The sequence below is a fragment of the Streptomyces sp. NPDC030143 genome, from assembly GCF_055573695.1.
Map to the genome: position 1 here is coordinate 326,128 of NZ_JBVIAY010000006.1, position 25,987 is coordinate 352,114.

The window sequence follows — 25,987 nt, forward strand, 5'->3', positions numbered from 1 at the left end:
CCCAACCCGCCTCAGTCACTACCGGCCCCCCCCCCCGCCCCCCCCCCCCCTCCCCCTCCCCCCCCCCCTCCTCCCCCCCCCCCCCCCCCCCCCGACGACCCGGGACGCGTGCGCGTGCGCGTCTACCAGCGGTACCAGCGGGCTCGTCGTCCGCCACCGCCCGCCGGGTGCAGGAAGAAGCCCAGCGCCCACAGCACCAGCACGACGAGTGCGACCCACCACAGGGCCTCGACGGCGAAGCCCACTCCGAACAGGACGACGGCCAGCAGAAGAACCAGAAGAAGGGGAACCATCTCCATCAACCTCCTACAGCCCGGATTCCCGCTCGCCCACCGACCAGTCGCACGAGGGTCGACCCTTCTTCACACCTCAGGACCGGGCGCGGGCGGCGGGTTCGGAACCCGGCGCGGGCGGCGGGTTCGGGGCCGGGCGCGGACGGCGGGTTCGGGGCCGGGCGCGGACGGCGGGTTCGGGGCCGGGCGCGGACGGCGGGTTCGGGGCCGGGCGCGGGCGGGGCCTCGGGACGGCTCGCGGCCGCGGTCCCGAAAACCGGGCGCCGGGCGCGGGCTCGGTTCCGGGACCGTTCGCGGGCGCGGCCCAGACCGTACCCCGGCCCGGGCTTCGAGCCGGGGGGGGGCGGGACGCGGCTTCAGGACAGGGCGCCCCGCACGGCGTCCCGGTCGGCCCGGCCGCCGGCACCGAGGGGGCCCGTGGGCCGCAGGGAGTCCTCGGCCTCCAGGCGGGGCAGTTCGCGACGGCACACGCGCAGCACCAGGGGAGGCAGGGCGGCTCGCGTCACCTGGGCCAGGCGCAGCCAGCCGGGCACGTAGACGGCGGTGCGTCGGTGTTCCACGGCGTGCGCGAGCCGCTCCGCTACGACGCCCACCGGGTAGACCCGCCGGGCCGGCCCCGGCATGTGGGCGCGCAGCTCGCGCATCACCGCGTGCTGGTCGGCGTCGCGGATCAGCTCGGTGTCGGTCCAGCTCAGGTAGGCGATCCCGACGGCCACCCCCCGGTGGGCGACCTCGGCGCGCAGTGCGTGGGCGAAGGCCTCCACGCCGGCCTTGGAGGCGCAGTAGGCGCTCATCATCGGCGCCGCGCCGAAGGACGCGAGGGAGGCGACCTGGAGGTGGTAGCCCGCGGTCGCCTCCAGGTCGGGCAGGAAGGCGCGGGCCGTGAGGGCGCTGCCGGCGAGGTTGACGTCGACGATCCGGCGCCAGGTGGCCATCTCCATCACGCCGAAGGGGCCGCCTTCGGCGATGCCCGCGTTGGCGACGACCACCGAGGGCGGGCCCAGCCGGGCCCGGACCATGGCCGCGGCACGGTCCAGGGCGGCCTCGTCGGTGACGTCGGTCTCCACGGCCAGGGCCGGGGTGGGCAGCGAGGCGGCGACCGCCTCCAGCCCCTTCCTCTCGTGGCCGAGCAGCGCGACACGCGCGCCGCGCCGGGCGAGGGCCCGGGCCAGGGCGGCGCCGATGCCGCGGCCGGCGCCGGTGACAGCGACCGTGCGGCCGTGCAGGGGGTTGTCGGTCACGGCTTCCTCCCGGCTGGGTGCGCCTCGGCGGCCGACGCGGCGGTGGCCGGGGCGGGGCGGCGCGGCGGGGCCCCGCCGCGTCAGTGGTGGGGCGGGGCCTTCTCCCCGCCCCGGTCGCGGTGGGTGAGGGCACGCTGGACGCGGGCCAGGCCCGGCGGCCGGTTGCGGCGCAGCGCCGCCCGGGCGGCGTTGGCCCCCGGGGCGCCGTGGACGCCGCCGCCGGGGTGGGCGCCCGCGGAGGCGAGGAACAGTCCCCGCACCGGTGTCTCCGGCCGGCCGGCGCCGGGCACCGGCCGGAAGACGAGCTGCTGGTGGAGGGCCGTCGTGCCGCCGTTGATGGCGCCGCCGTGGAGATTGGCGTTCAGGGCCTGGAGCGTGGGCGGCGCCAGGACGCGGCGGGCGCGGATCAGCGTGCGGAATCCCGGTGCGAACCGCTCCACCTGGCGTTCGACCCGGTCCGCCATCAGCTCCTGCTCCTTCGTGTCCCAGGAGCCGGTGAGTCCCTCGTCCCCGGCGTCGGAGGTGACGCGGTGGGGCACGTGGGTGTACGCCCACGCGGATTCGGTGCCCTGCGGGGAGCGGACCCGGTCGGCCGTCGTCATCTGCCCGAACAGGGCGAACGGACGGTCGGGGACCTGGCGCATCGCGATCTGGGCGGCGAACCGGGTCAGCTCGTCGAGGCCGTCGGCCAGGTGGACGGTGCCCGCCCGCGCGGCCTGTTCGGCGCGCCAGGGCACGGGGCCGTCGAGGGCCCAGTCGACCTTGAAGGTGGCGAAGTCCCACTGGAAGCGCTCCAGGTCGACCGCCACCTGGGAGGGCAGGTGCTCGGGGTCGACCAGTTCGCCGTACAGGGCGGGCACGGACACGTCGGCGAGCACGGCCCGGCGCGCGTCGACCGTCTCGCCGTCGGCGGTGCGCACGGCGACGGCGCGGCCCTGCCGGACGACGATCCCGGTGACGCGGTGTCCGCAGCGCAGGGTGCCGCCGCGTGCGCGCAGCCGGCGGACGAGGGCCTCGGTGAGGGCGCCCGCTCCGCCGGCGGGCACGGGGAAGCCGTAGGTCTGGCCGAGCATCGACATCAGCCAGCCGAAGCCTCCGCTGCCCGCGGCCTCCGGGGCGAGATCGGCGTGCAGGGCGTTGCCGGCCAGCAGGAGCCTGCCGCCCGCGCCGCCGAACTCCTCCTCGCCCAGGCGGCGCACCGGCAGGAGCAGGGTCCGCGCCAGCCGCAGTCCGCCCGCCGCCCGGAGCTTCACGGCGAGCCGTGCGGAGGCCTTGACCGGCGGGAACGGAGTGAACAGGGCGTCCAGGACGTCCGGCCGCAGGCGTTCCCACACCTCGTGCAGGCGCCTCCAGGCGTCGCCGTCCCCGGGGCGGAAGGCGTCGAGGGAGGCGGCGGTGGTGTCGATCCGCCGGTCGAGGACCGCGCACCGGTCGTCGCCGAGCGGGTGCGCCAGGACGTGGGGCGCGTGGGACCACCGCAGGCCGTGTTCGTGCAGGCGCAGCGCGGACAAGACCGGGGAGGCCGCGGCGAGGGGGTAGAAGGAGCTGAACAGATCGTTGACGAAGTCCGGGTGCACACCCCGGTCGTGTCGCACCGCGCCGCCGGGTTCGGGCTGTTCCTCCAGCACCTCGACGCTCCAGCCCGCGTCGGCGAGCACGTTCGCCGCGACCAGGCCGTTGGGCCCGGCCCCGATCACCACCGCGTCAGGCATCCCCGGCTCCTCGGGCGCCCTGCGCCGACGTTTCCCGGTCGCTGCCGGTGCCGGCCGCCTGCCCGCCCTCCGCCTCGCACACCTTGGCCAGCCGGGACAGCATGGCGCGGTGCCGGAGCTGGAGCAGCGCCTCCACTCCCACGTTATGCAGCGCCCCGCCCGCTCCCCGGAGCGGGTGTTCGTCCACGATCACGAGGCAGTGCTCGCCCCAGGAGCGCAGCTCGATGGCGATCCGCGCGGTGCCCAGGAAGCCGGCGTGGGCCTCGAGCTCCAGGCCGGCGCCCTCGGCGCAACGTCGCACGACCGTCCGGTTGGTCAGGTGGAGGGGTCCGAGACGGACCTCGTAGGCGATCGCCGCGTCGACCTCGGGCCACCGGCCGCGCACCGGCCATGACTCCGAGGTTCCCACCACCCAGTCCGCATACCGGTTCCCGTCCGCCAGGACGGCCCAGACCGTCTTCGGACTCGTCCTGATCACCTGATGCCGAACCGCCACAGCCCAACCTCCCGTGTTCGCCCCCTCGCCTCCGCCAAGTGCCCATTCCGTGGTCGGCGAACCAGGATCCCCGCACGGTTCCTCCCCATGCGCTCCCGCAGCCGGTCGGGCGGTCGGCGTCCGGGTCAGCGGGCCGCGGCGCCCGTCTCCCAGGGCCGCGGCCCGGTACCGGTGTGCCATCCCTCCAGGGCCCACGCGTCCACACAGACGATCCCGCACTGCGCCGCGTACTCGAGGGCCGGTGCCGTGAAGTCGCTCGTGGTGACGACGACGGCGAGATCGGCCTCGTGGACGGTGAAGCACGTGCCGCCGAAGCGCTGCACGTCCTGGGAGCCGACCTTGTGCCCGTCGCCGTAGCGCTTGCACTGGATGACGACCCGGCTGCCGTCCGGCGTCACGGCCAGGACGTCGGCGCCCAGATCGCCCGCGCCGCCGACGACCTGCACGTCCGCGCAGCCGTCGCGGGCACACAGGTCGGCTATCGCCTGTTCGAACTCGCACGGCTCCAGGGCGTCGTAGGCGACCGTCTCCGGCATCACGACGACCGTCTCGGCCGGGGCGGCGGCCGGCTCGTGGGGGGCGACGGCCGCCTCCCGCGGGGCGGCGGCCGGCTCGGGAGCGGTGGTCGACGGTGCGTCGAGTTCCTCCGCCGCCGTCTCGGCCGCCTCCTCCAGACGCGCGGTGGCGCGCCGCACGAGCCGTCCCGCGGACCAGCGGCGCCGGGTACGGCCGTAGGCGAAGGCACCGGCGGCCGCGAGGAGCAGCAGGGCCACCGCCCAGGCGGGGCGGCGTTCCGCGGCGGCCGCCGCCGTACGGGCGACCAGACCTCCGAGGGTCAGCAGCAGGGCGAGCAGGAGGAAGAACATGGCCGTCGTACGGAGATCGAAACGGCGGCGAGGGCGGACGGGGGGCAGGGGCCGGGTGGGTGCGGTCACGGTGGTCGGTCCTCCCAGAGGGTCTTCGGCGAAGATCACAGGGGGCGCGTGCCCGCGCTCCGGGCGGTTCCTCGGGCGGTGTGCGGTGTGCGGTGTGCCCCGATGTGCGGGGGGGGCGCCTTGCCGGTCCTGGCGCGGGTGGCGGCCCGGGGCAGGTCTGTGGGCGGGAGCACCGCCAGGAGCCGGCCGCGCGGTCGGCCGGGCTGCCGACGGGTGGGTGCCGGTCACGGAGGCGCCCCGGGGCGAGGAAGAGGCCGGACCTCCTCCGCACCCCCGCGCCGCGACGGTCGCGACGACCGGCGGCCGAAGGCCGACGGAACAGTCCCGCCGGGTCGCGGGCAGGTGGGGCGGAACGCCCGCTGGAGGCGGACCGGATCGGTCCGGTGCGGCGGTGAGTGCGGTCCGCGCTCCCCCGCGGGCGCCACTCCCCACAGACGCCGCGCCCCGCAGGACGGCTACCGCGTCCCCGGCGGCGCGGGTCCCGCGACGGACACGGCGGCCACATGGGAGGGGCCCCGCGCGCCGGGCAGGGCAGGGGGCGAGCCGCGCCGGCGGTGGTCACAGCGGCGCCGTGAAGCGGGGCCGGTGCGGGCTCGGCCGGAGGGGGCCGCCGCGGGCCGCCGCGGTGACGGCGGCCCGCACGCGGCGCGGCGGCCCCTGCCGGTGACACCCCGTCGGACGCCCCCGGTGGATGCGGTCCGTCACACGGGTGCCGCGCTCCGGTCGTTGTCCGGGACGACGGGGTGCGGGCGGAAGATCCGGTGGCCGGGGCCGCCGCCGCGCGCTGCCGGACAGCGCGTCAGATCCGTCCGCCGGTGAGGCGGGTGATCGGGCCGAGGGTGTGACGGCCGGAGCGGCGGCCGACCGCGTAGGAGGCGGCGGACAGCGCGGTCAGGCCGGCGCCCACGCCCGCGGCGACCAGCTTGCGGTGGGCGATGACCGTCCAGGCCGTCTTCGCGGTGGCCGCGACCTGACCCGAGGTCGCGACGATCGCCTGGCGGCCCACCTCGACACCGCGGGCCGCGCTCTGCGCGGCGCCGCTCGCCACCTCCGCGGACCGTGCGGCTCCCTTCTTGGCCGCTGACGCGGCGTCATCGGCCTTGGTGGCCACGCCGTTCGCCGCGCTCTTGGCGGAACGCGCCGCGGGGGCGGTCGCCTTGTCGGTGGCCCGCCGGGCTCCGGCCGCGGCCGAACCCTTCGTATCGGACTCGTCCTTCGGTGTGTTGTTCGGTTCACTCATGGAACTTCGCGTTGCCCCTCACCGCGGCGGCAAACACTTGTTTTCCTGGGAGGTGCCCGGTCTTCAGGTTCCCGCTGCCTCCGCGTCCGACGGCACGACCAAGATCACCCCTATGTGTCATGCCCCTATCGAAAGAAGGTCGACGTGGCCAGACGCCTGCCGAGATCGCTCGTCGTCTCCCTCCTCACGGTGACATCGGTCCTCACCGCCGCACTCCCCGCGTCCTCCGCCGGCCGGGACGCCGTCCTGCCGACCGTCGTGCCGCGTGCCGAGACGCCCGCGCTGTACGACGACGAGGCGGGCGGCCACGCGGACGCCGACGACCCGGCCATCTGGCGCGACAACGCGAACCCGGACGCCAGCCTCGTGGTGGCCACCGCGAAGGAGGGCGGGCTGCGGGTCTACGACCTCGACGCCCGCCTCGTGCAGTCGATCGCCGCGCCGGCCGGTCCCGGCCCCGAGGACGCGCCGGGCCGCTTCAACAACGTCGATCTCGTCCGGGGCCTGCGGCTGTCGACCGGGCGGGCCGACCTCGCGGTCACCACCGACCGGGGCAACGACCGGCTTCGCTTCTACCGCATCGACCCCCGCACGCCGGGCCGCCCCCTCACGGACGTCACGGACCCGGCCGCGCAGCCGGTCTTCTCCGCCGACCAGGCCGAGGTCGACGAGCAGCGCACCGCGTACGGCCTCGCCACCTGGACCGACACGGCGAGCGGCCGCAGCTACGCCCTGGTCAGCCGGCGGGAGCGCAGCACGATCGCGCTGCTCGAACTCACCGCCACCGCCGAGGGCAGGGTCGGCTACCGCACGGTCCGCACCCTGACCCTGCCCTCCTCCTTCCGCCTGCCGGACGGCACGTCCTGGTCGCCCTGTCTGGAGCCGGGCGAACTGCCCCAGGTGGAGGGCATGGTCGTCGACCCGGCGAACGGCACGCTCTACGCCGGCCAGGAGGACGTCGGCGTCTGGCGCCTGCCCGCCGCCCTCACCGGCACGCCCCGACTGGTCGACAGGGTCCGCGAGTACGGCGTCCCGGGCACCTACGACGAGGCCGGCGAGGAGTGCGTGAGCGGAGAGGATCCGGGGTACGGCGGCACCCGGCTGTCCGCGGACGTCGAGGGCCTGACGCTGGTCACCGAGCCGGACGGCGACGGCCACCTGCTGGCGTCGGGACAGGGCGACGACTCCTTCGCCGCCTACGACCGCGAGGTGGGAGACGCCAACGAGTACGAGGGCGGTTTCCGGGTCGGCCCCGCGGCGACGGGCCCCGACGGCTCCGAGGAGTGCGACGGCGCGGCGGCCCTCAACGCGCCCCTGGGCCGCAGGTACCCCCGCGGGCTGCTCGTCGTCCAGGACGGTCACGACGACGCCGGCGGCGACGAACGCGCCGCCACGAACTTCAAGTTCGTCGACCTCGGGGACGTCCTGACGGCGCTGGACGACTGAGCCGTGCGGGGTGCGGCGGGACGTGGCGCGCTCCGCCGCACCCCGCCGCTTCGGGTGCGCCTCCCGCGGCCGCGTCGGCCCTCCGGGTTCACATCCCCCCGGGCCCCACCCCTCCCTTGAGGCGTTCCAGGTCCGACGGGCGGACCTGGATCACCAGGACGGCGATCAGGGCCGCGACGACCGTGAAGACGGCGGCCATGATGAACGCGGCGGAGACGCCCGCGGTGAGGACCTCGTCGGAGAAGGGCGGCGGGAGTTCCCCCGTGCGCTGGAAGCGAAGGCGTTCGGCGGGGGTCGCCTGGGACAGGAAGGCGGGGACCTGCTGTTCCGCCTCGTTGTTGCTGGCCGTGCCGAACATGGTGACGAGGATGGACAGGCCGAGGGAGCCGCCCACCTGCTGGGTGGCGTTGAGTAGGCCGGAGGCCGCACCCGTCTCGTGCGTGGGCACGTCGGACAGGGCCATGAGGGTGAGCGAGACGAACTCCATGCCCATGCCCAGGCTGAAGACGAGCATCGGTCCGAGGACGCTGCCGGCGTAGGTGGAGTGGACGTCGGTCAGCGTCAGCCAGGCCAGCCCCGCCGCGGCCAGGATCGCGCCGACGACCATGAACGGCTTGGGACCGTACGTCGGCAGGAACCGCGAGGCCAGCGCGGCGCCGACCGCGATGACGGCACTGACGGGCAGGAAGGCGAGCCCGGCCTGCAACGGGCTGAAGTCCAGCACGTTCTGCACGAAGAGCGTGAGGAAGAAGAACATGCCGAAGATCGCGGCGGCGAGGCAGAGCATGATGCCGTACGTGCCCGCGCGGTTGCGGTCGGCGAACATGTGCAGCGGGGTGATCGGTTGCCGCGAGCGCCTCTCCACCAGGACGTACGCGACGAGAAGGACGACGGCCCCGGCGAACGAGGCGAGTGTCAGCGCGTCGCGCCAGCCGTCCTGGGCGGCCCGGATGAAGCCGTACACCAGCAGGACCATGCCCGCGGTGGAGGTCACCGCGCCGGTGATGTCGAAGTGGCCGGGATGACGTTCGGACTCCCGGATCCAACGGGGTGTCGCGAGGGCGATGAGCAGTCCGATGGGGACGTTGACGAAGAGGACCCACCGCCAGTTCAGCCACTCGACGAGCACGCCGCCGGCGAGCAGCCCGATCGCGCCGCCGCCCGCGGAGACGGCGGCGAACACGCCGAAGGCACGGTTGCGTTCGGGTCCTTCGCGGAAGGTGGTGCTGATCAGCGCGAGCGACGTCGGTGAGGCGATCGCGCCGCCGACGCCCTGGAGGGCCCGTGCGCCGAGGAGTTGACCGGGGCCCTGGGCGAGTCCGCCGAGCAGGGAGGCCACCACGAACAGCAGCACGCCGAAGATGAACACGCGCCGCCGGCCGAGGATGTCACCGGCCCGGCCGCCGAGCAGCAGGAGCCCGCCGAAGGTGAGGGTGTAGGCGTTGACCACCCACGACAGGCTGGTGGTGGAGAAGTCCAGGGAGCGCTGGATGTCCGGCAGCGCGATGTTCACGATGGTGATGTCCAGGACCACCATCAGCTGGCAGGAGGCGATGACCAGCAGGGCCATCGCCCTTCCGCCGCCGCTCTGTTGCGGGGCGTCGGTGCTGGGGGCGGAAGTCGGCTGCGGAGTGCTCATGACGTGACGCTCATGACGTGTCGCATGCTCGGGAGCGGCCCCGGGAAGGCCGGTGAACGGGCGCGTCCACCGGCGGGGTCACCGTTCGACCGTACGCCTCCGACCCGTTCCCCACCACTCGGACACCGGGCGCCGCGCGCGGGCAGCGGGTCACGCAGGGCATCGGCCCCGTCACGCCCTGAACGGCGCCCCCTGGAAGCCCGGGCCGGACGTCATGACCGGGTGGAGGTCGTGCGTCTCGGGTGCGCCGCCGGTGCCCTCGCCGCACCGGTCGGCCGGGCGAACCGGTGCGCCGCTGCCTCGCCGGTGCCGGTCGGCGCACGGTCGGCCGGGCAGACCGGCGGACGGTCCGGACGACGAACTCGTGCCGTTGGCAGGGGAGGTTCTCGGGCCGGTCGGCGACCGCTGCCTCGGGGTCGCCCACCGGGGACCGCGGCGGTGACCCTGAGGGCCGCCGTGAACCCGCCGCTGCACCCGACCCGTCCGCCGGGCCTGCGGCGCGCGCCGCGCCGTCCTGCCCGGCGGCGTCGACGTCGGTTCTCGCCGGCCCGACGGTCGTCCCGCTGACGTCCGCTCAGAGACCGTCGAACAGGCCCAGTCGCGCCACGATCCGCTTGCCGACCGGCTCGCGCACGACGTCGAAGTGCTGGGCCACCGCCATGACGATCTCCAGCCCGTGCTGACCGACCCGCGTGGGGTCCGCCCCGCGCGGCTCCGGCGGTGTCGGGTCGCTGTCCCACACCGCGATCTCCACCGCGGCACCGGCGACGCGCAGGCTGAGCAGCACCGGGCCGGGCGCGTGGCGCAGCGCGTTGGTGACGAGTTCGCTCACGACGAGCTGCGACAGGTCCAGTGTCCGCGCCGACACCGGCAGCCCGTGGTCGCGCTGGACGCTCGTGAGGAAATCGCCCGTCAGATGCCGTGCGCCGGCGATACAGCCTTCCTGGCCGTCGAGGGCCACCGTCACTTCCGCAGGACCCGCGTCAGGCCGGTGGGAACCCTCGCCGGGCGGGACAGGTTCCATCCGGACCGCCTTCACTACCCCGTTCATGTCCGCGCGCTTACCCCGGAATCGGTCTCCTACGCCCCAGGCGCACCATCGCCGGGAACCCGCTCGTCACCGCCCGTTCAGGCAGACGCGGTCGCGTTCGTCGTTCTGCGCCCGCGGGAAGGTCCTGCCGCGGGCGGCCGCGCCCCAGTCGTCCGGGTGGTGGGGGGCCAGGCCGTGGAGCGGGCGCGACTGACCGACAACAAGGATTCCTGTCATGCGGTGTACGGAGAGGCAACGGAGAGGCACCCCGTGCCCCCGTCTTCGCAGGATCGAACGGGTTCGGCGCGCTCCGATCCGGACGTCCCTGAGCGCTCGTCAGGGCGCCCCGGGCATGTCGCCCCGCCAGTCGAAGCGACGGCCGTCCTCGGAGCGCCGTACGTACACCGCCCGGCCGCCGGGGCCGTAGCGGCCTATCTCCGTGGTCAGCGCCACCTCGTGCGGGTCGCGGTCGGTGCGGTCGGTGACATCGAGGAGCAGCCCGTCGAGCGGGCCGCCCACCAGCTCCGCGTACGCGCGGTCCGGGCGGGGGCCCGCGTCGTCGTGGTCCGCGCCGTAGACCCGGCCCCGCATGAACTCGGTCTCGTCCATGGTCAGCAGCCTGACATCCGCCACTGACAACGGCCCCGGGGACCCGTCCGTCGAGGGGCGCGCTTCGGCCAACGCGATGGCCGGAAGGCATCCGCCGGGGGCAAGCGCGTCACCCGGCGGGTAGCCCCTCCTCACACGTCGTGGTGAGCGGGGTGGGGGGTGCCGACCCTTGGGGGCTGGCAGGGGGCAACGGGCGCGCGCGGGCGGTTCACCGTGGGCGCGGCGGCGGCGTGCCGTGCGGGAGCTGCGGGCAGCGGGACGTCACGGGCCCCGGCTGCGCGAGGCGCTGCCCGGTCTCGCACTCGTGGTGGCCGCCGTGTGCGTGCTGACGGCGGGCCTCGCGCTGGCCGGCCGTGCCGTCGGGGTGGAGGGGCCCGCCCTGGCCATCGTCGTGCTCGGCGCGGTCGCCGTGGTCGTGCGGCGGCGCTCCCGGCGGCCGGCGCGGCGCCGCGGGGGGTACTACACGCCGGAGGAGCTGGCGGAGCTGGACATGCCGGCGCTGGTGCTCGCCGTGGCGCGGATGCTGCGGCGCGACGGCTGGCGGGTGCTGCCGCCGGCCGCGCACGACGCCCTCCACCTCGCCGCCCGGGACGGGCGGGGCCGGCTGCTGGACGTGGCGTTCCGGCCGGTGGCCGAGCCCTTGCCGGACGAGGAGACGTCGTGCTCGTGCCGATTACGGATGCGTCCCGGCCCTCGGGTGCGTCTGGTCGTGCACCGCGGCACGTTCACGCACCGTGACGAAGTCTGGGCCGCGCGCCGGGGGGACACCTACCTCATCGACGGACCCCGTCTGCGGCTGTGGGCGCTCGGGACGCCGCTGGCCGAGATCGCGGGCGTCGGGCCTCCCGCCGGACGCCGCGGTTGAGCGCCCGGCCCCTCGTCAGCGGCCTGCCGCCGGGCGAGCCCGCCCGCGAGAGGGCGGCCGGTGACGAGGGGGCGGGGCGGCCGCCCGGGCCGCGCGGACCGGGGCGGCCGTCCTCGTGCTCCGCCGGTCACGGGGTGAGCTGCCGGCGTCGGGCGACGCACGGTCCTGGACCCGCGGCTCTCCCGTGATGGTCACGGTGACCGCACCGGTGCCGGTGGCCGTCGGCACACCGGAGACCGGACCGGCGTCGCCGATGGTCAGACCGTGGGGCGGGCCGTTCGCCGCGCAGGCGGGGGAGACCTCCGCGCAGGTCGTGTACGCGTCGGCCCGGAGGGTGAGCTCCACGGCCGATCCCGTCGGGGCGCGGGACCGGGGGCCGCGGAGGGGGGGCCGTTCGGGTGGCCTTCGGCGGCTCGCCGTCGTAGCGTCGGTGGGACACCTCGGGCGCGGCGGGACAGGCGGTCGGGCCGGGGACGGGTGCGCGGGAGCGACGATGCGCGGACAGATGACGAGAACGGCGGCCCTGCTGTGTGCCGCGCTGGGACTGACCGCGGCGGTCGGCACGGCGTCGGCGGCGCCCGCCGAGCCCCGGGCGGTGCGGCAGACCGCGCCGCCGGTGCTGGTCGACTGCCTCTGGCACCCCCAGGTGCGGCCCGACGCCCTCATCCTGGCCTGCGGCGACGGCAACAGCCGTCTCGCCTCCCTGAAGTGGGACCACTGGACGGCGGACTCGGCGAAGGCCACCGGGGTCAACGTGGTCAACGACTGCGATCCCTACTGCGCCGCGGGGACCTTCCACGCGTACCCGGTCGTCGTCCGGCTGGACGAGCCGCGGCAGTGGAAGAAGGACCCGGGGACGCAGCGCTACGGGCGGATCAGCCTGGAGTTCCCCGGGGAGCGGCCCGAGCAGTTCCAGCGGGTCATGACCTACCCGCTGTGGGACTGAGCCGGCCCTTCAGCGGGGGCTGGTGCCCGCTCCGGCCCGGCCCGCCGCGGGGCCGCTCACCCCATGAGGCCGGCGGCCACCGTCGCGCCGAGTTCCCAGCAGGCCTGCGTGTCTTCCTTTCCGGGCTCCCCGGTGACGGTCACCGGCTCGGCGGCGCGGCGCCAGCCCAGGCCCGTCGTGATGGCCTCGATGCCGCGCACCGCGCCGGTGACGTCGTTGCCGCCGTGCACGTAGTAGGCGAAGGGCCGGCCGCGCGTGGTGTCGAGGCAGGGGTAGTAGACCTGGTCGAAGAAGTGCTTGAGGGCGCCCGACATGTAACCGAGGTTGGCGGGGGTGCCGAGGAGGTAGCCGTCGGCGGCGAGGACGTCGGCGGCCGTGGCTGCGAGGGCCGCCCGCCGCACCACGCGCACGCCTTCGATCTCCGGCGCCGTCGCACCCGATACGACGGCTTCGAACATCGCCTGGCAGTTCGGCGAGGGCGTGTGATGGACGATCAGCAAGGTGGCCACGGCACGGAACCCTGCCCGCTCCCCCGCCGGACCGCAACCGGCCGAGGCCCCGGCGGGACGTCGGGCACGGAGCGTGGAGGTGGGGCGACCGGCGAGCCCCGGCCGGGAGGCCCGGCCTCCGGCGGGGGTGTGGGGCGGCTGCGGACGCCGACGGGATTCGAACCCGCGGACGGGGACGGGCAGACCCACCCGAGTCCGTCAGTCGCCGCGGGGAGGGTCTCCCCCGCGGCGATGCGATGGACCGCTCCGCCACGGCGCCGCAGCCTGCCGGGACCGCGCGCTCCCGGTGCCGACCATCCTAGGGCGGGTGTGCGAAAGTCCCGTCCGGCCCGCGACGCCTGGCACGGCGCCTCGCCGCGTGGTCGGGATCGTGCGCGCACACCCCGTACGCGGACGACCCTCCGCCTTGCCACGTACCGCACCGGACAGCGCGGGCCCTGCCCTCCGGGCGGACAAGGCTGCTTCCGAAACACGCCCCGGGCGGTCAGGCCGGGGCCCCGTCGTGTGCCGGATGGCCCGCCCACCCGGCGCAGCCCGACCCGGTCGACTGTGACCCGTACGCGATCAGAAAGCGGCAGGGATATCCGCACCGCGAACCCTTCTGTGCCAGTCCCGGAACGCATCGCCCGTTCGGGGGACACGCTCCCTAGCGTTCGGGGCACGAGCGAGGCCGGAGGAGCCCGGTCCCGCGCAACCGGCAGGAGGAGCACCATGGCGAACGTCGAAGTCTCGCTCAAGGAGATGATGACCGCGGTGGAAGGGGCGCTGGGTGCGGCCGTCGTGGACTACACCAGCGGCATGGCACTGGGCACGCTCGGCGGCGGCAAGGATCTCGACCTGTCCGTCGCCGCGGCGGGCAACACCGATGTGATCCGCGCCAAGGTCCGCACGATGGAACACCTCGGCCTCAAGGCCGAGATCGAGGACATCCTGATCACGCTGGGGAGCCAGTACCACCTGATCCGGCTGGTCAAGAGCCGCCAGGGCGCAGGCCTGTTCACCTACCTGGTGCTGGACCGGGAGCGCTCCAACCTGGCGATGGCCCGGCACCAGCTCAAGCGGATCGAGGCGGACCTCGACGTGTAGCCGGCTTCCGCGCCCACGGCTTCGCACGCCCGGCAGTTGCAGATTTCTTCATCTCGAGACATCCACATCAGTGCATCACCGGGGTGCGCGGAGCCCGTAGTCGCCAGGATCGTGCCGGACGAAGGACCCCGACCGCGGCAGGGAGCGAGCGATTGACCATGCAGGTCCCCCTCTACCAGGCGAAGGCCGAGTTCTTCCGCATGCTCGGGCACCCGGTGCGCATCAGGGTCCTCGAACTGCTGCAAGGCGGTCCCGTCCCTGTGCGGGACCTGCTCGCCGAGATCGAGATAGAACCCTCCAGCCTGTCCCAGCAGTTGGCGGTGCTGCGCCGCTCGGGGATCGTGGTGTCGATCCGGGAGGGCTCGACGGTGAGCTACGCGCTGGCCGGCGGTGACGTCGCCGAGCTGCTGCGAGCGGCCCGCCGTATCCTGACCGAACTCCTGGCCGGGCAGAACGAGTTGCTGGCCGAGCTGCGCCAGACGGAGCCGCCCCTGTCCGTGCCGCAGGGCGGGGCGGGCCGGAGCTGAGGGCCGCCACCGCCCGGCTCACGGGTCGTTCCGCGCACCCGGCGAGGCACGACGCGGCGACCGGGCGGCGGCGAGATCCTCGCCGAGTCCACCCCTTCCTTGCGGTGACGGGCACGCCGTCGACGACGCCCCAAGGCCCCGTTCGAGGGCCACCAAGAGGCGATCCCCCACCCCGTAGGGGGCGACCGTCTCGACGCCACACGCCTCCCGCCGGTGAGCGGTCGCCGACCGGGCGGTGGGCCGCCCCCGGGACGCGGCCGGCCCGGACGCCGTGGCCGTACCACGGTGTCCGGGCCGCCGGAGGCTGCCGCCGCGGGCCGCGCGCGTCAGCCGCCGCCCAGCCGGGAGCGCAGGAGGCTCTTGCCCAGCTCCGCGCCCTTGCGACTGTCCGCCTGGGCCTTGCGGAACAGGTCCGCGACCTCGCTGTCCTTCTCGCGTTCGGCGTCCTGGATGTAGGTTTCCAGCCGCAGCGCGTTGTCCAGGCACGCTTCCACGTACCAGATGAGGTTGTAGTCCTTGTCCCGGGTGCCGGTCACTTCGCCGGTCTCGGTGCCGGTGGCCATGTCGGCCTCCTCCCAGCGTGCTGTCGACGATGTCCGTTCGGCTGCCGGGTACCCCTCGGCCGTCCGGGCACACCGCGGCCCGGAGCTCGGAACCAAGGGGGACACCGCGGGCCGGACTCCCTTTCTGTTCGGAGCTCTCAGGGGTCCTTGCACTATGAGCGTCTGATCAAGCCGCGTGGTCCGGTGCCGTGCATGGCGAGGCGCCGGAAAGCCCTCACGGCGGCGCTGCCACGACTTCTCGGCAACGCGGCAAGGTGTGGTGCCGGGCCGCGCGGCCCGGGCGGGCACGGTGCGAGGACCCCTCGGGCGGTCCGCTCGAACGTGGGCACGGTCCTCGAACGAACCAGACCGAAACGCCAGGGTCCGCCACCCCTTCCGCCACCCGGAAATATCTACGAGCATGCAGGTGCCGGGTCGGCACGCGGCCGACCGCCGGGGCGGACCTCACACGGAGCCGGAACATGAGCGATGGGATGTGGACGCGCGGCGTGGAGTGGCTCGCCGCCGCCGCGACCGACCCACGGGTGTGCAAGCGGGACTGGGACCAGGGCGACGGGATCGCGCTCCTGGAGGCGGGCCGGTACTGGGACGTGCTCAGTGTGCCCGACCGTCTGGGCCTGCTGGCGCTGGACCTGCTGTGGCAGACGTCGCGGACGGTACCGGGACCTACGCTGGTGGACACCGCGTCCCATCGAGTGGGCTTCTTCCTGCCGCCGGACCCGGGCAGCCACTGGATCGGGGCCGGGCTGCGGCACGCGGGCCGGGGCACCTGGGTGGCGGTGCCGCCACCGTACCGCCCGGCGCGGTCCCTGGAGTGGCTGGTGCCGCCCGACGGATCCGGGGCGCTGCACGCGCCCGCCCTGCTGGAGCTGGCGCTGCGTCAGGCCAACGGCACCCTCGCCGTGCTGACTCCGCTGCGCGGCGAGTAGCCGGGCACACGTCGGGGCGGTCGCGGCGCCCCCCCAGTGCCTCAACTCACCTTTCTCGTACGGCAATTCCGACAGTCGACGCAGAAGCGAACAGAAGGCGGGCACTTTCCGAGCGAAGTCTCGCTCGACCGTGCGAAACCGATCAAGGACGGTGTGTACTGTGCTGCGGGTGCCCGGTTCGAACACCGCGGACCCTCCCCTGCCGTTCCCCGGAAACGCCCGAACCTCCCTGGACCCGAATCGATGATCGAATTACCGGACCTGGTGGCCGGCGGCCTCGCCGTCGGCACGCTGTCCGCACTCGCCCTCGGCGGCGGGCTGCTGCGGTCACGGCGGCAACAGACCCGGCACCGTGCGGAGATCGCCGCCCTGCGCACCCAACTCGACGGATCCATGAAGTCGTTCACGGCCGAGGTCGAACATCTGGCGGTGCGGCGCGTACCCGCCGCCGCGCGCCAGGTGGCCCATCCGCACATCGACGTGCCCGGCGCCCTCCAGCCGCTGACCGTCGGCACGCCCCTCGGTATCGCCCTGGAGAACGTCCTGCTGGCACTGCAGGCCGAGGTGGCCGAGCAGCGCATCCGGGTCGACGCCGCCGCACAGGCCGGGATGCGCGGCGCCACCCGCGAGATCCAGGCGGGCCTGTACCGGCTCCAGGACGCCCTGCGCGCACTGCAACAGCGCTACGACGACCCCGAGTTGACGCAGACCCTGTTCGAACTCGACCACGAGAACGAACAGTCGTTGCGCCGCGCCCAGGTCGCCGCCGTCGTGTGCGGCGCGTGGGTGGGGCTGGCACGCGAGGAGTCCCACCTGGTGGACGCGGTCACCGGCGGACAGGCCCGCCTCGCGGGGTACCACCGGGTGAAGGTCCACAACCACCTTGAGCCCGGCACCGCCCTGGTCTCGCACGCGGTCGAACCCGTCGCCATCATCGTCGCCGAGCTCCTCGACAACGCGCTGCGGCACTCCGCCCCGGACACCGACGTCGTGGTGAGCCTGGAGCACGTCCACCACGGCGTGTGCGTCACCGTGGACGACGCCGGCCTCGGCATGACACAGGACGAACGCGACCGAGCGCGGCGGCTGGTGGCCGGCGACACGCCCATCCTGCTGACCGAGCTGGGCGATCCGCCGCGCATGGGCCTGGCGGCCATCGGCCGGCTGACCCGGCAGTTCGACCTGGGGGTCGACGCCTCCTCGCCCTCCCCGTACGGCGGGGTGCGCGCGGTGCTGCGGATCGACAGCCACCTGCTCAGCCGTCTCGACCCGCAGGCCAGGCCCCCGGCGCCGAGTGCCCCGCGCACCACGCGCAAGGCCGCCGCCGCCAGGCCGGCCCCGCAGGCGCCCGCCCACGCGTACGGGGCCGAGGTCCCCGCTCCGGAGGCGGCGCCGGGGCACCACGCCCCGATCGACCCCGACGGACTGCCGCAGCGACGCCGCCGCACCCGGGCCGCCGCGGCCCCGCAGCCGCCCGCCCGGCGTCCGGCGCGTCGCCCGGAGGAGTCCGCGGCCGCGCTCGGCGCACTCCAGTCCGGTACCGCGGCGGCCCGCGCCGCCGCCCCGCACCCGACGTCCGTCACCGCACCGGACGACCACGGGACAACGGCGGCCGTCACCGCACCGGACGACCACCTGACATCGGCGGCGATCCCCGCACCGGACGACCCCGGGACCCCGAGGGCGATCCCCGCACCGGACGGCCACGGAACCATCCCGCCCGAGCCGGCGCCCGTACGGCAGACCAGCGCTCCGGACGACCGCGGGACCACCGCGGCCGGCCCCGCTCCCGTGCGGCAGACCACCGCACGGGCGGACCACGACACCGAGCAGAACGACGACGAAGGGGGAGCGGCTCGATGACCAGCCGCAACACGGGCGACACGGCATGGGTGCTGGAGCCGATCCTGCAGGTGCCGCACGTGGTGGCCGCCGTCATGCTGACCCGCGACGGGCTCGTGACGGGCTACACCGACGCGCTGTCGCAGCCGTCGGCCGAGCGGGTCGCCGCCATCACCAGCACCGTGCAGGGCGCCTGCCGGACGGCCGCGGCCGCCTTCGCCGACCGGGACGCGGCCGAGCTGCGCCAGATCGTCATCGAGTCTGACCACGGCTACGTGCTGATCGTCCCGACCGACCACGGCACCTGTGTGGCCGCCTACGGGGACGGCGAGGTGCGTCTGGACCTGCTGGGCCACCGGGTCCACTCGCAGGTGGCGCGGCTCGGCGAGAAGGCCATGGCGGCCGCGCCCCGAGGAGCCGACGACAACGCCCCGGCATGACCCGCCGCCCGGCCGGCCGTCCCCTGGTACCCGCCTACCTGTCGACGGGCGGGGTGGCCCGGCCCAGCCGGCCCCACCTGGAGCGGCTGTCGGTCCTCACGCGCAGCGGCGAGCCCGTGCCGTCCGGACTGCCGGCCGCCGAACTCGCCCTGCTGGACGCCCTGGAGGGCGGTTCGCTGGCGGTGGTGGAGGCGGCGGCGCTGCTGCGGCTTCCGGTGTCCGCGGTATGCGTCCTCGCGGCCGGCCTCGCCGACCGCGGGCTGGTCCTCACCCGCGCGCCGATCCCGCCCGCCGAACGGTTCGACCCCGACCTGCTGAAGAGAGTGGCCGATGGCCTCCGCGCCCTCAAGCACGCCTAGCGCCGTCCCGACCCCCGTCGGCGCCGCCCGCGCCGTCCACCTGCCCGACACCGCCCGCGACCTGGTGAAGATCCTGGTCGCCGGTCCGTTCGGGGTGGGCAAGACGACCCTGATCGACTCGGTGTCGGAGATCCGGCCGCTGCACACCGAGGAACCCCTCAGCGAGGCGTCCGCGGAGGTGGACGACCTGGCCGGGGTGCGGGACAAGGCGACGACGACCGTCGCCATCGACTTCGGCCGCATCAGCCTGCCCGGCGGGGTGGTGCTGTACCTGTTCGGCACCCCCGGGCAGGAGCGGTTCCGCACGCTGTGGGACGACATCTCCTACGGGGCGCTCGGCGCGCTCGTCCTGGTCGACAGCCGCCGGCTGGACGCGTCGTTCGATGTGCTGGGGCTGGTGGAGGAGAGCGGACTGCCGTACGCCGTCGCCTTCAACGCCTTCCCCGACGCCCCGCGCCACCACGGCGAGGAACAGCTGCGCCGCGCGCTGGACCTGGAGCCGGCCACGCCGATGGTGACCTGCGACGCGCGGGACGCGCACTCCTCGATCGACGCGCTGCTCGCGCTCGTCGACCATCTGATCGACCGCGACCCGGCGGAGGCCCGGTGACCACCTACCCCCCGGGGCGGCACGACTTCTCCCGCTCGGAGCCCGTGCGGCTCTGGGAGGACGGCTTCGCGCCGGACCCGCACCGCTACTACGCGGCCCTGCGTGCCCAGGGCGTGGTCGGCTGGGCGGAGCTGGCGCCCGGCGTGCCGGCGTACGTCGTCACCGACCGGCGGGCCGCGCTGGAGGTGCTGCACGACACGGAGACGTTCTCGCACGACCCGCGCGCCTGGGAGGTGACGGTCCCCGACGACTCCCCGGTGCTCGGCATGATGCGGTGGCGGCCCAACGCGCTGTTCGCCGACGGAGCCGCCCACGTCCGCTACCGCACCACCCTGATCGACGTGTTCGACCTGGTGGAGCCGTACGACCTGCGGGCGCGCGTGCAGCGCGCGGTGCGGCTGCTGGTCGGCCGGATCGGTCCGCGCGGCGAGGCCGACCTGGTCGGGGACTTCTCCCGGCCGCTGATGGCCCTGGTTTTCAACGACCTCTTCGGGCTGCCGGACAGTCAGGGCGACCGGCTCGAGGAGGGCCTCGGCAAGATGATGGAGGGCGGCGCGCAGGCCGCCGAGGGCGAGGCGGAGTACGCCCGGTACGTGCTGGAGCTGATCGCCGCCAAGGCCGAGCGGCGCGGCGACGACCTGCCGAGCCGGCTGCTGGACCACCCGGCCGGGCTGACCGGCGAGGAGGTCACCTGGCAGGTGTTCCTCACCCTGGGCGCCGGGTACGAGCCGACCGCGAACCTGCTGTCCAACACCCTTTCCCGCGTCCTGGGCAACCCGGCCTACTACTCCACCCTCACCAGCGGCGCGCGTCCCGTGACGGACGCCGTGGTCGAGGTGCTGCACCACGAGACTCCGCTGGCCAACTACGGCATTTACTACGCCCGCAGGCCCGTGGCCTTCCACGGGGTGTGGCTGCGGCCGGCGGTGCCCGTGGTGGTGTCGTACGGGGCGCTCGGTCACTTCGCCGAGCGGGAGGGCGCCGGCGGCCGGCACCCGAACGACGCCTCCCACCTGTCGTGGGGCGCGGGCCCGCACGCCTGCCCGGTCAAGCAGCACACCCTGCTCATCGTCACCGAGGCCATCGAGCGGCTCACCCAGTGGCTTCCCGACCTCGACCCGGTCCTGCCCCGCGAGCGGCTGACCTGGCGGCCGGGCCCCTTCCACCGCTCGCTGACCGCGCTGCCCGTCCGTTTCAGCCCCCGCTCGCCCGACCAGCATGGAGTTGCCCCGTGACCGTGACCGACCGCATCGCGCTGGACCCGTTCGGCGCCGACATCCCGGCCGAGAGCGCCCGGTTGCGCGCCCTCGGCCCGATCGTGCCCGTGGAGCTGCCCGGCGGCATCCCCGCCTGGGCGCCCACCCGGTACGACGTCCTCAAGGAGCTGATCCTCGACCCGCGGGTCAGCAAGGACCCGCGCGCGCACTGGCGGTTGTGGCCCGAGATCGGCGAACACCCCTCCTGGGGCTGGATCCTGGGCTGGGTGGGCGTGGTCAACATGCTGTCCACGTACGGCGCCGACCACGCGCGGCTGCGCAAGCTGGTGTCGCCGAGCTTCACCCACCGGCGGACCGAGGCGCTGCGCTCCCGGGTGGAGGCGATCACCGCCGAGCTGCTGGACGCCCTCGACGAGGGCGGTGAAGTCGTCGACCTGAAGGCCGGGTTCGCGCACCCGTTGCCGATGCGGATCATCTGCGAACTGTTCGGTGTTCCGGAGGAGATGCGGGAGGCCACCGCCCGGCTGATCGCCTCCATCATGGACACCTCCGACACGAGCCCGGAGCACGCGGCGTTCGTGCAGGAGCAGATCGGCGCGGTGCTGGGCGGACTCATCGCCCACAAGGTGGAGCACCCCGGTGACGACATGACGACCGAGCTGATCCGGGTGCGCGACGAGGACGGCGACCGGCTCAGCGACGAGGAGCTGCTGTACACGCTGCTGCTGGTGATCGGCGCCGGGTTCGAGACGACCGTCAACCTCATCGGCAACGCCGTGGTGGCGCTGCTGGACCGGCCCGAGCAGCTGGCGGCCGTGCGGAGCGGGGAGATCGGCTGGGACGCGGTCGTGGACGAGACGCTGCGGGTGCATCCGTCGATCGCCTCGCTGCCGCTGCGGTTCGCCGTCGGCGACCTGAAGGTCGGCGACGTGACCGTGCCGGCCGGGGACGCCATCGTCACGACGTACGCGGCGGCGGGTCTGGACCCGGCGCACTACGGGGCGGACGCGGACGTCTTCGACGCGACGCGCGGGGCGGACGACCACCTGGCGTTCGGGATCGGCGTGCACCGGTGCATCGGGGCGCCCCTGGCCCGGATGGAGGCGCTGACGGCGCTGCCCGCGCTGTTCGAGCGGTTCCCCGGGCTGCGACTGGACGGCGCGGCACGGGAGTTGCGGCAGGTGCCCTCGTTCATCGCCTTCGGCTGGCAGGAGATTCCCGTCCGGCCTCGCGGCTGAAGGGCGCGGGGTCGACCGGTCCCCCGTTCCGGTCGACCCCCGCGACACCTGAAACCTACGTGCCTGGTGAGCCGCTTGTGAATCGTGCCCGTGCCCGCTCACGGGGCCGGAGGACTCACCTGTGCACAGCTGAGTCCGGATGGCCCGATTCCGCCTGGTGGGATCAAGGGTGCAGCGCGGGTTCGTCGAGGTCACGCACCACCAGATGGGCCAGGACGACCTCGTAGAGATCGCTGCCGGCGGCCAGAAGCTGCCGTTCGAGCACGGGTTCGGCACTGCGGACGTGTTCGCGGACGGTCTGGGCGTGCATGCCGAGCAGGTGGGCGGCACGCTCGGCGTTGCCGCCGGCGGCGATCCAGGTGCGCAGGGTGCGGCGCAGGTCGCGGGCGTCGGTGTCGAGGCGGGCCAGCAGCTCGCGCGCCCAGGTGCCCAGCGCGGGCCCGGTCAGCAGGTCGCCGAGGCGGGCGGGGGGCGGGGGCGCATCGAAGGGCTCCTGGCGGGCGGCCGCCTCGGCGTTGAGGGCCAGGTGGACGGTGGCGCGCACGGTGAGGTCGGAGAAGTCCGTGCCCAGGATGCTCTCGACGCGTTCCATGCGGGCGCGGACGGTGTTGCGGCTGACGCCGAGCACCTTCGCCGCGTTGACGGCCGTGAACTCCAGGCCGAGCCGGGTGGTGGCGAGGAGTTCGGCGCGGGTGTGGTGCGGGAGCGTGTCGAGCGGGCGCAGCAGACGGGTCGTCCAGGCGTGCAGGACAGCCGGGTCCATCAGGCGTTCTGGGTGGGTGCGTTCGCCGTGGACGGCGGCCTTGTCGGGGCGGAAGCGGGCGACGGCGAGGGCGCTGACGGCCTGTCCGTAGGCGGTGGCGGTGTGGGCGAGGCTCTGCCGGGTGCTGCCGCCGAGGAAGGCGTCGGCCTGCCGGACGCACAGGCCGCGCAGGGCGCCGTCGGCGGCGTCGTCCGGGGCGACGACGATGACGTGGCCGTCCATGGCGGGACAGCGCACGACCAGGGCCCGGCCGCGGGTGGCCTCCAGGCAGGCCTCGGCGAGACGGTCGCGCTCCTGCGGGCTGCTCTCGACGACGTAGACGCAGGCGGTGTCGGTGTCCAGCAGGCCCGGCCACAGACCGGCGGCCACGCGGCGAGCGGCCACGGTGTCCTCGACCATGAGCAGTTGCAGGATGGCCAGGCGCAGGTCGGAGGTGGCGCGGGCGAGGCGGTGTCCGGTGGCGGCGGTGCGTTCGGCGCGCAGGAGGAGTTCCAGGGCGGCCGCGGTGTGCGTGACGACTTCGGAGGAACGCCGGTCGAAGGGCGCGGTACGGGAGACGGCGAGGACGCCCGCCAGGGCGGGCGGCGGGAGTTCGACGCGGATCAGCCGCAGGTGACGTCCGTCGCCCTCCCAGGCGGCGGAGGCGATACGGCCCTTGACGATGTCCGCCACCGGGCCCCCCTCCAGGGGGGCGGGCGTTCCGGCCAGCACGGTGCCGGCGTCGTCGCGCAGGGAGACGGTGGCGTCCACGGTGCCCGCGAGCCAGTCGACGACTCGGCGGATGTCCCGCCCGGTGGGCCGAAGATGCTCGAGAAGTTCGTGAGCCCAGTCCTGCGCCCGGTCCACCCGAACCCCGTCCCCGTCCCGGCCAGCCATGTCGGCCCTCTCCTCATCCCTCACGACCCCGCAGGCCGAACCAGTCGATCGGTCGGGGACGTTACCTCACCCCGGTGTGCGGGGCGCGCATGAGCTGCGGGGGCCCGGGGGTGGGGCGGAGGTCCGGGAGTGCCGGAGGCGGCGTGGGGGGCGCGCCGGGGGCGATGCACACCTGGGCGTCCCGGGGGCGCGGGGCTCGGGCCTGCCGGGGGGCGAAGCGGGACGACGAACTCGAGCAGCAGGAGCTGCCCCTCGGGCGGCTTGCGGTGGGGGTAGGAGACCGCCCCCCGGCGGGGCAGGGTCCGCGGCAGCGCGAGGAGGCGGACCGCGAGTTCGGAGGTCACGCGGTCGATGACCCCCGGGCGGGCGCGCGGGTGTCGGACATGCGGCCAGAACAGGTTTGCCCGCATACCTGTGTCAAAGCGCCCCGGCGGCCTCCTCCGCCGACGGGAACAGCAGCCCCGAGACCGACGGGACACGGGCTCCCGACGCCGACGGGTGCAGCGAGCCCCGGCGCCGACGGCAGCAGCGGTCGTCGTCGGCATAAGCTCGGCAGATGGCCAAGTACTACGACGTGCACCCCGACAACCCCCAGCCGCGCGCCATCGGGCAGATCGCGGCCGCCATCCGGGCGGACGCGCTCATCGCCTACCCGACGGACTCCTGCTACGCGCTCGGGTGCCGGCTCGGCAGCCGGGACGGGATCGACCGGATCCGGTCGATCCGCGAGCTGGACGACCGGCACCACTTCACCCTCGTGTGCCAGGACTTCGCGCAGCTCGGTCAGTTCGTGCGGGTGGACAAGGACGTGTTCCGCGCGGTGAAGGCGTCGACGCCGGGCAGCTACACCTTCATCCTCCCGGCGACGAAGGAGGTGCCGCGCATGCTCCAGCACCCGAAGAAGAAGACGGTCGGGGTGCGCATCCCGGACCACGTCGTCACCCAGGCGCTGCTCGCGGAGCTCGGCGAGCCGCTGCTGTCCAGCACCCTGCTGCTGCCGGGCGAGGAAGACCCGATGACGCAGGGCTGGGAGATCAAGGACCGGCTCGACCACGTGGTGGACGGGGTGGTGGACTCCGGGGACTGCGGTACCGAGCCGACGACGGTCATCGACTTCTCCGGCGGCGAGGCGGAGATCGTGCGGCGCGGGGCGGGCGACACCTCCCGCTTCGAGTAGGAGTCGGGTAAGAGCTCCGAACGAAAAGGGAGGCCGATCAGCCCGCGGCGTCCGGTGCGTGCGGTCGCTGGGCGCCGGAAGCTCCTCGTAGCGGAGCTACCAGGGGCTTTCGGCAACGCGGCGAGTGTGCGTGCCGGACGCCCCGAGCCGGGCTCCCTTTTTGTTCGGAGCTCTCAGGGGTCCCGAAGCCGCCCCGGGGGCCCGCGGCCGGTTGGATGGTGCGTGCAACGATGGTCGCGGCCCGCCCCCGCCGGGCGGAACCACCGCTCGCCGTGAACCGCGCAGAGAGGCACCTCCATGACCGCCGTAGAGGGAACAGCCGTGGACATCCCCACCGAGGACGGCGTCGCGGACGCCTATCTCGCCCACCCCGGTGACGGCTCGCCCCGCCCGGGTGTGCTGCTGTACCAGGACGCGTTCGGTCTGCGTCCGCATCTGCGGGCGATGGCGGACCGGCTCGCCGGGGCCGGTTACACCGTGCTGGTCCCGAACGTGTTCTACCGTCACGGGCGGGCCCCGGTCGTGGAGTTGCCCGAGTTCATCGATCCCGGGGCCCGTCCGGAGATCTTCGAGAGGCTGAGCCCGGTCATGCGGTCGCTGACCGACGACCTGGCCGTGCGGGACGCCGGCGCGTATCTGCGCTGGCTGGCGGAGAGCCCGCTCGTCGTGGACGGCCCGGTCGCACTGACCGGCTACTGCATGGGAGCCCGCCTCTCACTGCTGACCGCGGCCACCCACCCGGACCGGGTGGCCGCGGCGGCCGGCTTCCACGGCGCGCGGCTCGCGACCGACGCGCCGGACAGCCCGCACCGGCTGGCCGACCGGGTCACCGCCGAGCTGTACTTCGGTCACGCCGACGACGACCCCTCCCTGCCGCCGGAGCAGATCGAACGGCTGGAGGAGGCGCTGACCGCGGCCGGTGTCCGCCACCGCTGCGAGGTCTACGCGGGCGCCCGCCACGGCTTCACCCAGGCCGACACCGCCGCCTACGACGAGGAGAGCGCGGAACGGCACTGGACCGCACTGCTGGATCTGCTCAAGCGCACCTTCTGACGCCCCCACCCGGCGGCGCGCCCCGGCGCCACCCGGGGGCGCGCGCCCGAGCCGCCCGGCGGCGCGCCCGAGCCATCCGTGCCCGAGCCATCCGGCGGCGTGCCCTCAAGCCGTCCGGCCCGCACGTTCCGACGTCCGCCTGAGCCCCCGGCCGGAATCCGCCCCCGAAGAGCTCCGAACAAAAAGGGGGGGCCCGACTCGCGACGTCCGCTGCGATGGCACCGTCGAGGGGGGGGGGGGGGGGGGGGGGGGGGGGGGTGCGGGGGGGCAAAACCGGCAGGGGCACAGCCCGGTGGGGGGTTTTGGGGGGGGTTCCCGCGGGAGGGGAAAAACAAAAAAAAAACAA

At 74.7% G+C, this 25,987-nt stretch carries 27 protein-coding genes and 1 tRNA gene; 14 read left to right on the top strand and 14 right to left on the bottom strand.

The genetic code is table 11. From position 1 onward, the window contains the following. Nucleotides 1-122 precede the first annotated feature (122 nt). The 6 genes from ACZ4YY_RS13995 to ACZ4YY_RS14020 all read right to left on the bottom strand — a co-directional run bounded on the left by ACZ4YY_RS13995 (nt 123) and on the right by ACZ4YY_RS14020 (nt 5,917). A complete protein-coding gene (locus tag ACZ4YY_RS13995) occupies nt 123-293 on the bottom strand; it encodes a DUF5670 family protein (protein WP_468288405.1) in 171 nt (56 codons plus the stop codon). Between the two features lie 356 nt (nt 294-649). Then, nucleotides 650-1,534 carry an SDR family oxidoreductase gene (locus tag ACZ4YY_RS14000; protein WP_468288408.1) on the bottom strand — a complete coding sequence of 295 codons (885 nt, stop codon included), beginning with the start codon at nt 1,532-1,534 and terminating at the stop codon, nt 650-652. Between the two features lie 80 nt (nt 1,535-1,614). Next, the gene (locus tag ACZ4YY_RS14005) at nt 1,615-3,246 is read right to left on the bottom strand and encodes a phytoene desaturase family protein (RefSeq protein WP_468288410.1); all 1,632 of its coding nucleotides are present in this window, start codon (nt 3,244-3,246) and stop codon (nt 1,615-1,617) included. Next, on the bottom strand, nt 3,239-3,742 hold the full coding sequence (locus ACZ4YY_RS14010) for an SRPBCC family protein (protein WP_468288413.1): 504 nt from the start codon (nt 3,740-3,742) through the stop codon (nt 3,239-3,241). Before ACZ4YY_RS14010 ends, ACZ4YY_RS14005 begins: the two co-directional genes overlap by 8 nt. 125 nt (nt 3,743-3,867) lie before the next feature. Continuing rightward, on the bottom strand, nt 3,868-4,677 hold the full coding sequence (locus ACZ4YY_RS14015; protein ID WP_468288416.1) for a restriction endonuclease: 810 nt from the start codon (nt 4,675-4,677) through the stop codon (nt 3,868-3,870). A 799-nt stretch (nt 4,678-5,476) separates the two neighbouring features. Continuing rightward, nucleotides 5,477-5,917, bottom strand: a complete 441-nt coding sequence (locus ACZ4YY_RS14020) for a hypothetical protein (protein ID WP_468288418.1) — start codon at nt 5,915-5,917, stop codon at nt 5,477-5,479. A 144-nt stretch (nt 5,918-6,061) separates the two neighbouring features. Between ACZ4YY_RS14020 and ACZ4YY_RS14025 the strand changes: the two genes are divergently transcribed. Continuing rightward, complete coding sequence (locus ACZ4YY_RS14025; protein WP_468288421.1) at nt 6,062-7,363, top strand: phytase; 1,302 nt, start codon at nt 6,062-6,064, stop codon at nt 7,361-7,363. Between the two features lie 88 nt (nt 7,364-7,451). On the opposite strand, the gene ACZ4YY_RS14030 is transcribed toward ACZ4YY_RS14025, so the two are convergent. The 4 genes from ACZ4YY_RS14030 to ACZ4YY_RS14045 all read right to left on the bottom strand — a co-directional run bounded on the left by ACZ4YY_RS14030 (nt 7,452) and on the right by ACZ4YY_RS14045 (nt 10,641). Next, complete coding sequence (locus tag ACZ4YY_RS14030) at nt 7,452-8,933, bottom strand: MFS transporter (protein ID WP_468288578.1); 1,482 nt, start codon at nt 8,931-8,933, stop codon at nt 7,452-7,454. Between the two features lie 643 nt (nt 8,934-9,576). Further along, the gene (locus ACZ4YY_RS14035; protein ID WP_468288424.1) at nt 9,577-10,026 is read right to left on the bottom strand and encodes an ATP-binding protein; all 450 of its coding nucleotides are present in this window, start codon (nt 10,024-10,026) and stop codon (nt 9,577-9,579) included. A 93-nt stretch (nt 10,027-10,119) separates the two neighbouring features. Continuing rightward, the gene (locus ACZ4YY_RS14040) at nt 10,120-10,269 is read right to left on the bottom strand and encodes a hypothetical protein (RefSeq protein WP_468288426.1); all 150 of its coding nucleotides are present in this window, start codon (nt 10,267-10,269) and stop codon (nt 10,120-10,122) included. Between the two features lie 99 nt (nt 10,270-10,368). Further along, nucleotides 10,369-10,641, bottom strand: a complete 273-nt coding sequence (locus tag ACZ4YY_RS14045; RefSeq protein WP_468288429.1) for a hypothetical protein — start codon at nt 10,639-10,641, stop codon at nt 10,369-10,371. Between the two features lie 169 nt (nt 10,642-10,810). Between ACZ4YY_RS14045 and ACZ4YY_RS14050 the strand changes: the two genes are divergently transcribed. After that, nucleotides 10,811-11,506: a hypothetical protein gene (locus tag ACZ4YY_RS14050; RefSeq protein WP_468288432.1), complete on the top strand. Its 696-nt coding sequence runs from the start codon at nt 10,811-10,813 to the stop codon at nt 11,504-11,506. A gap of 493 nt (nt 11,507-11,999) precedes the next feature. Next, the gene (locus ACZ4YY_RS14055; RefSeq protein WP_468288434.1) at nt 12,000-12,452 is read left to right on the top strand and encodes a hypothetical protein; all 453 of its coding nucleotides are present in this window, start codon (nt 12,000-12,002) and stop codon (nt 12,450-12,452) included. Nucleotides 12,453-12,508: 56 nt separating this feature from the next. Here the strand turns inward: ACZ4YY_RS14055 and ACZ4YY_RS14060 are convergent, their stop codons facing one another. Continuing rightward, nucleotides 12,509-12,961: a flavodoxin family protein gene (locus ACZ4YY_RS14060; RefSeq protein WP_468288437.1), complete on the bottom strand. Its 453-nt coding sequence runs from the start codon at nt 12,959-12,961 to the stop codon at nt 12,509-12,511. A gap of 143 nt (nt 12,962-13,104) precedes the next feature. Continuing rightward, nucleotides 13,105-13,220 (bottom strand) — tRNA-Pro (locus ACZ4YY_RS14065). 452 nt (nt 13,221-13,672) lie between these two features. On the opposite strand from ACZ4YY_RS14065, the gene ACZ4YY_RS14070 reads away from it, so the two are divergent. Both ACZ4YY_RS14070 and ACZ4YY_RS14075 read left to right on the top strand, forming a co-directional pair. Beyond that, entirely contained in the window at nt 13,673-14,047 is a 375-nt protein-coding gene (locus tag ACZ4YY_RS14070; protein WP_468288439.1) for a hypothetical protein, read from the top strand. A 158-nt stretch (nt 14,048-14,205) separates the two neighbouring features. Next, complete coding sequence (locus ACZ4YY_RS14075; RefSeq protein WP_468288581.1) at nt 14,206-14,574, top strand: ArsR/SmtB family transcription factor; 369 nt, start codon at nt 14,206-14,208, stop codon at nt 14,572-14,574. Between the two features lie 326 nt (nt 14,575-14,900). Here the strand turns inward: ACZ4YY_RS14075 and ACZ4YY_RS14080 are convergent, their stop codons facing one another. After that, on the bottom strand, nt 14,901-15,137 hold the full coding sequence (locus ACZ4YY_RS14080; RefSeq protein WP_468288441.1) for a hypothetical protein: 237 nt from the start codon (nt 15,135-15,137) through the stop codon (nt 14,901-14,903). A gap of 461 nt (nt 15,138-15,598) precedes the next feature. Here ACZ4YY_RS14080 and ACZ4YY_RS14085 point away from each other — a divergent pair, with 461 nt between their 5' ends. From ACZ4YY_RS14085 to ACZ4YY_RS14115, 7 genes are all read left to right on the top strand, one after another. Continuing rightward, entirely contained in the window at nt 15,599-16,066 is a 468-nt protein-coding gene (locus tag ACZ4YY_RS14085; protein WP_468288444.1) for a hypothetical protein, read from the top strand. A 243-nt stretch (nt 16,067-16,309) separates the two neighbouring features. Continuing rightward, nucleotides 16,310-17,929: an ATP-binding protein gene (locus ACZ4YY_RS14090; protein WP_468288447.1), complete on the top strand. Its 1,620-nt coding sequence runs from the start codon at nt 16,310-16,312 to the stop codon at nt 17,927-17,929. Continuing rightward, complete coding sequence (locus ACZ4YY_RS14095) at nt 17,926-18,348, top strand: roadblock/LC7 domain-containing protein (protein WP_468288450.1); 423 nt, start codon at nt 17,926-17,928, stop codon at nt 18,346-18,348. Before ACZ4YY_RS14090 ends, ACZ4YY_RS14095 begins: the two co-directional genes overlap by 4 nt. Continuing rightward, on the top strand, nt 18,345-18,707 hold the full coding sequence (locus tag ACZ4YY_RS14100) for a DUF742 domain-containing protein (protein WP_468288452.1): 363 nt from the start codon (nt 18,345-18,347) through the stop codon (nt 18,705-18,707). Before ACZ4YY_RS14095 ends, ACZ4YY_RS14100 begins: the two co-directional genes overlap by 4 nt. Beyond that, nucleotides 18,679-19,317 (top strand): GTP-binding protein, encoded by a 639-nt coding sequence (locus tag ACZ4YY_RS14105; protein ID WP_468288455.1) that lies wholly within the window; start codon nt 18,679-18,681, stop codon nt 19,315-19,317. The genes ACZ4YY_RS14100 and ACZ4YY_RS14105 overlap by 29 nt, the downstream gene beginning before the upstream one ends. Then, the gene (locus tag ACZ4YY_RS14110; RefSeq protein ID WP_468288458.1) at nt 19,314-20,552 is read left to right on the top strand and encodes a cytochrome P450 family protein; all 1,239 of its coding nucleotides are present in this window, start codon (nt 19,314-19,316) and stop codon (nt 20,550-20,552) included. Before ACZ4YY_RS14105 ends, ACZ4YY_RS14110 begins: the two co-directional genes overlap by 4 nt. After that, a complete protein-coding gene (locus tag ACZ4YY_RS14115; RefSeq protein ID WP_468288461.1) occupies nt 20,549-21,772 on the top strand; it encodes a cytochrome P450 family protein in 1,224 nt (407 codons plus the stop codon). The genes ACZ4YY_RS14110 and ACZ4YY_RS14115 overlap by 4 nt, the downstream gene beginning before the upstream one ends. Before the next feature lie 163 nt (nt 21,773-21,935). Here the strand turns inward: ACZ4YY_RS14115 and ACZ4YY_RS14120 are convergent, their stop codons facing one another. Continuing rightward, nucleotides 21,936-23,411, bottom strand: a complete 1,476-nt coding sequence (locus ACZ4YY_RS14120) for a helix-turn-helix domain-containing protein (protein WP_468288464.1) — start codon at nt 23,409-23,411, stop codon at nt 21,936-21,938. A 556-nt stretch (nt 23,412-23,967) separates the two neighbouring features. On the opposite strand from ACZ4YY_RS14120, the gene ACZ4YY_RS14125 reads away from it, so the two are divergent. Continuing rightward, nucleotides 23,968-24,588: an L-threonylcarbamoyladenylate synthase gene (locus tag ACZ4YY_RS14125; protein WP_468288467.1), complete on the top strand. Its 621-nt coding sequence runs from the start codon at nt 23,968-23,970 to the stop codon at nt 24,586-24,588. A 297-nt stretch (nt 24,589-24,885) separates the two neighbouring features. Next, on the top strand, nt 24,886-25,641 hold the full coding sequence (locus tag ACZ4YY_RS14130) for a dienelactone hydrolase family protein (protein WP_468288470.1): 756 nt from the start codon (nt 24,886-24,888) through the stop codon (nt 25,639-25,641). Nucleotides 25,642-25,987 lie beyond the last annotated feature (346 nt).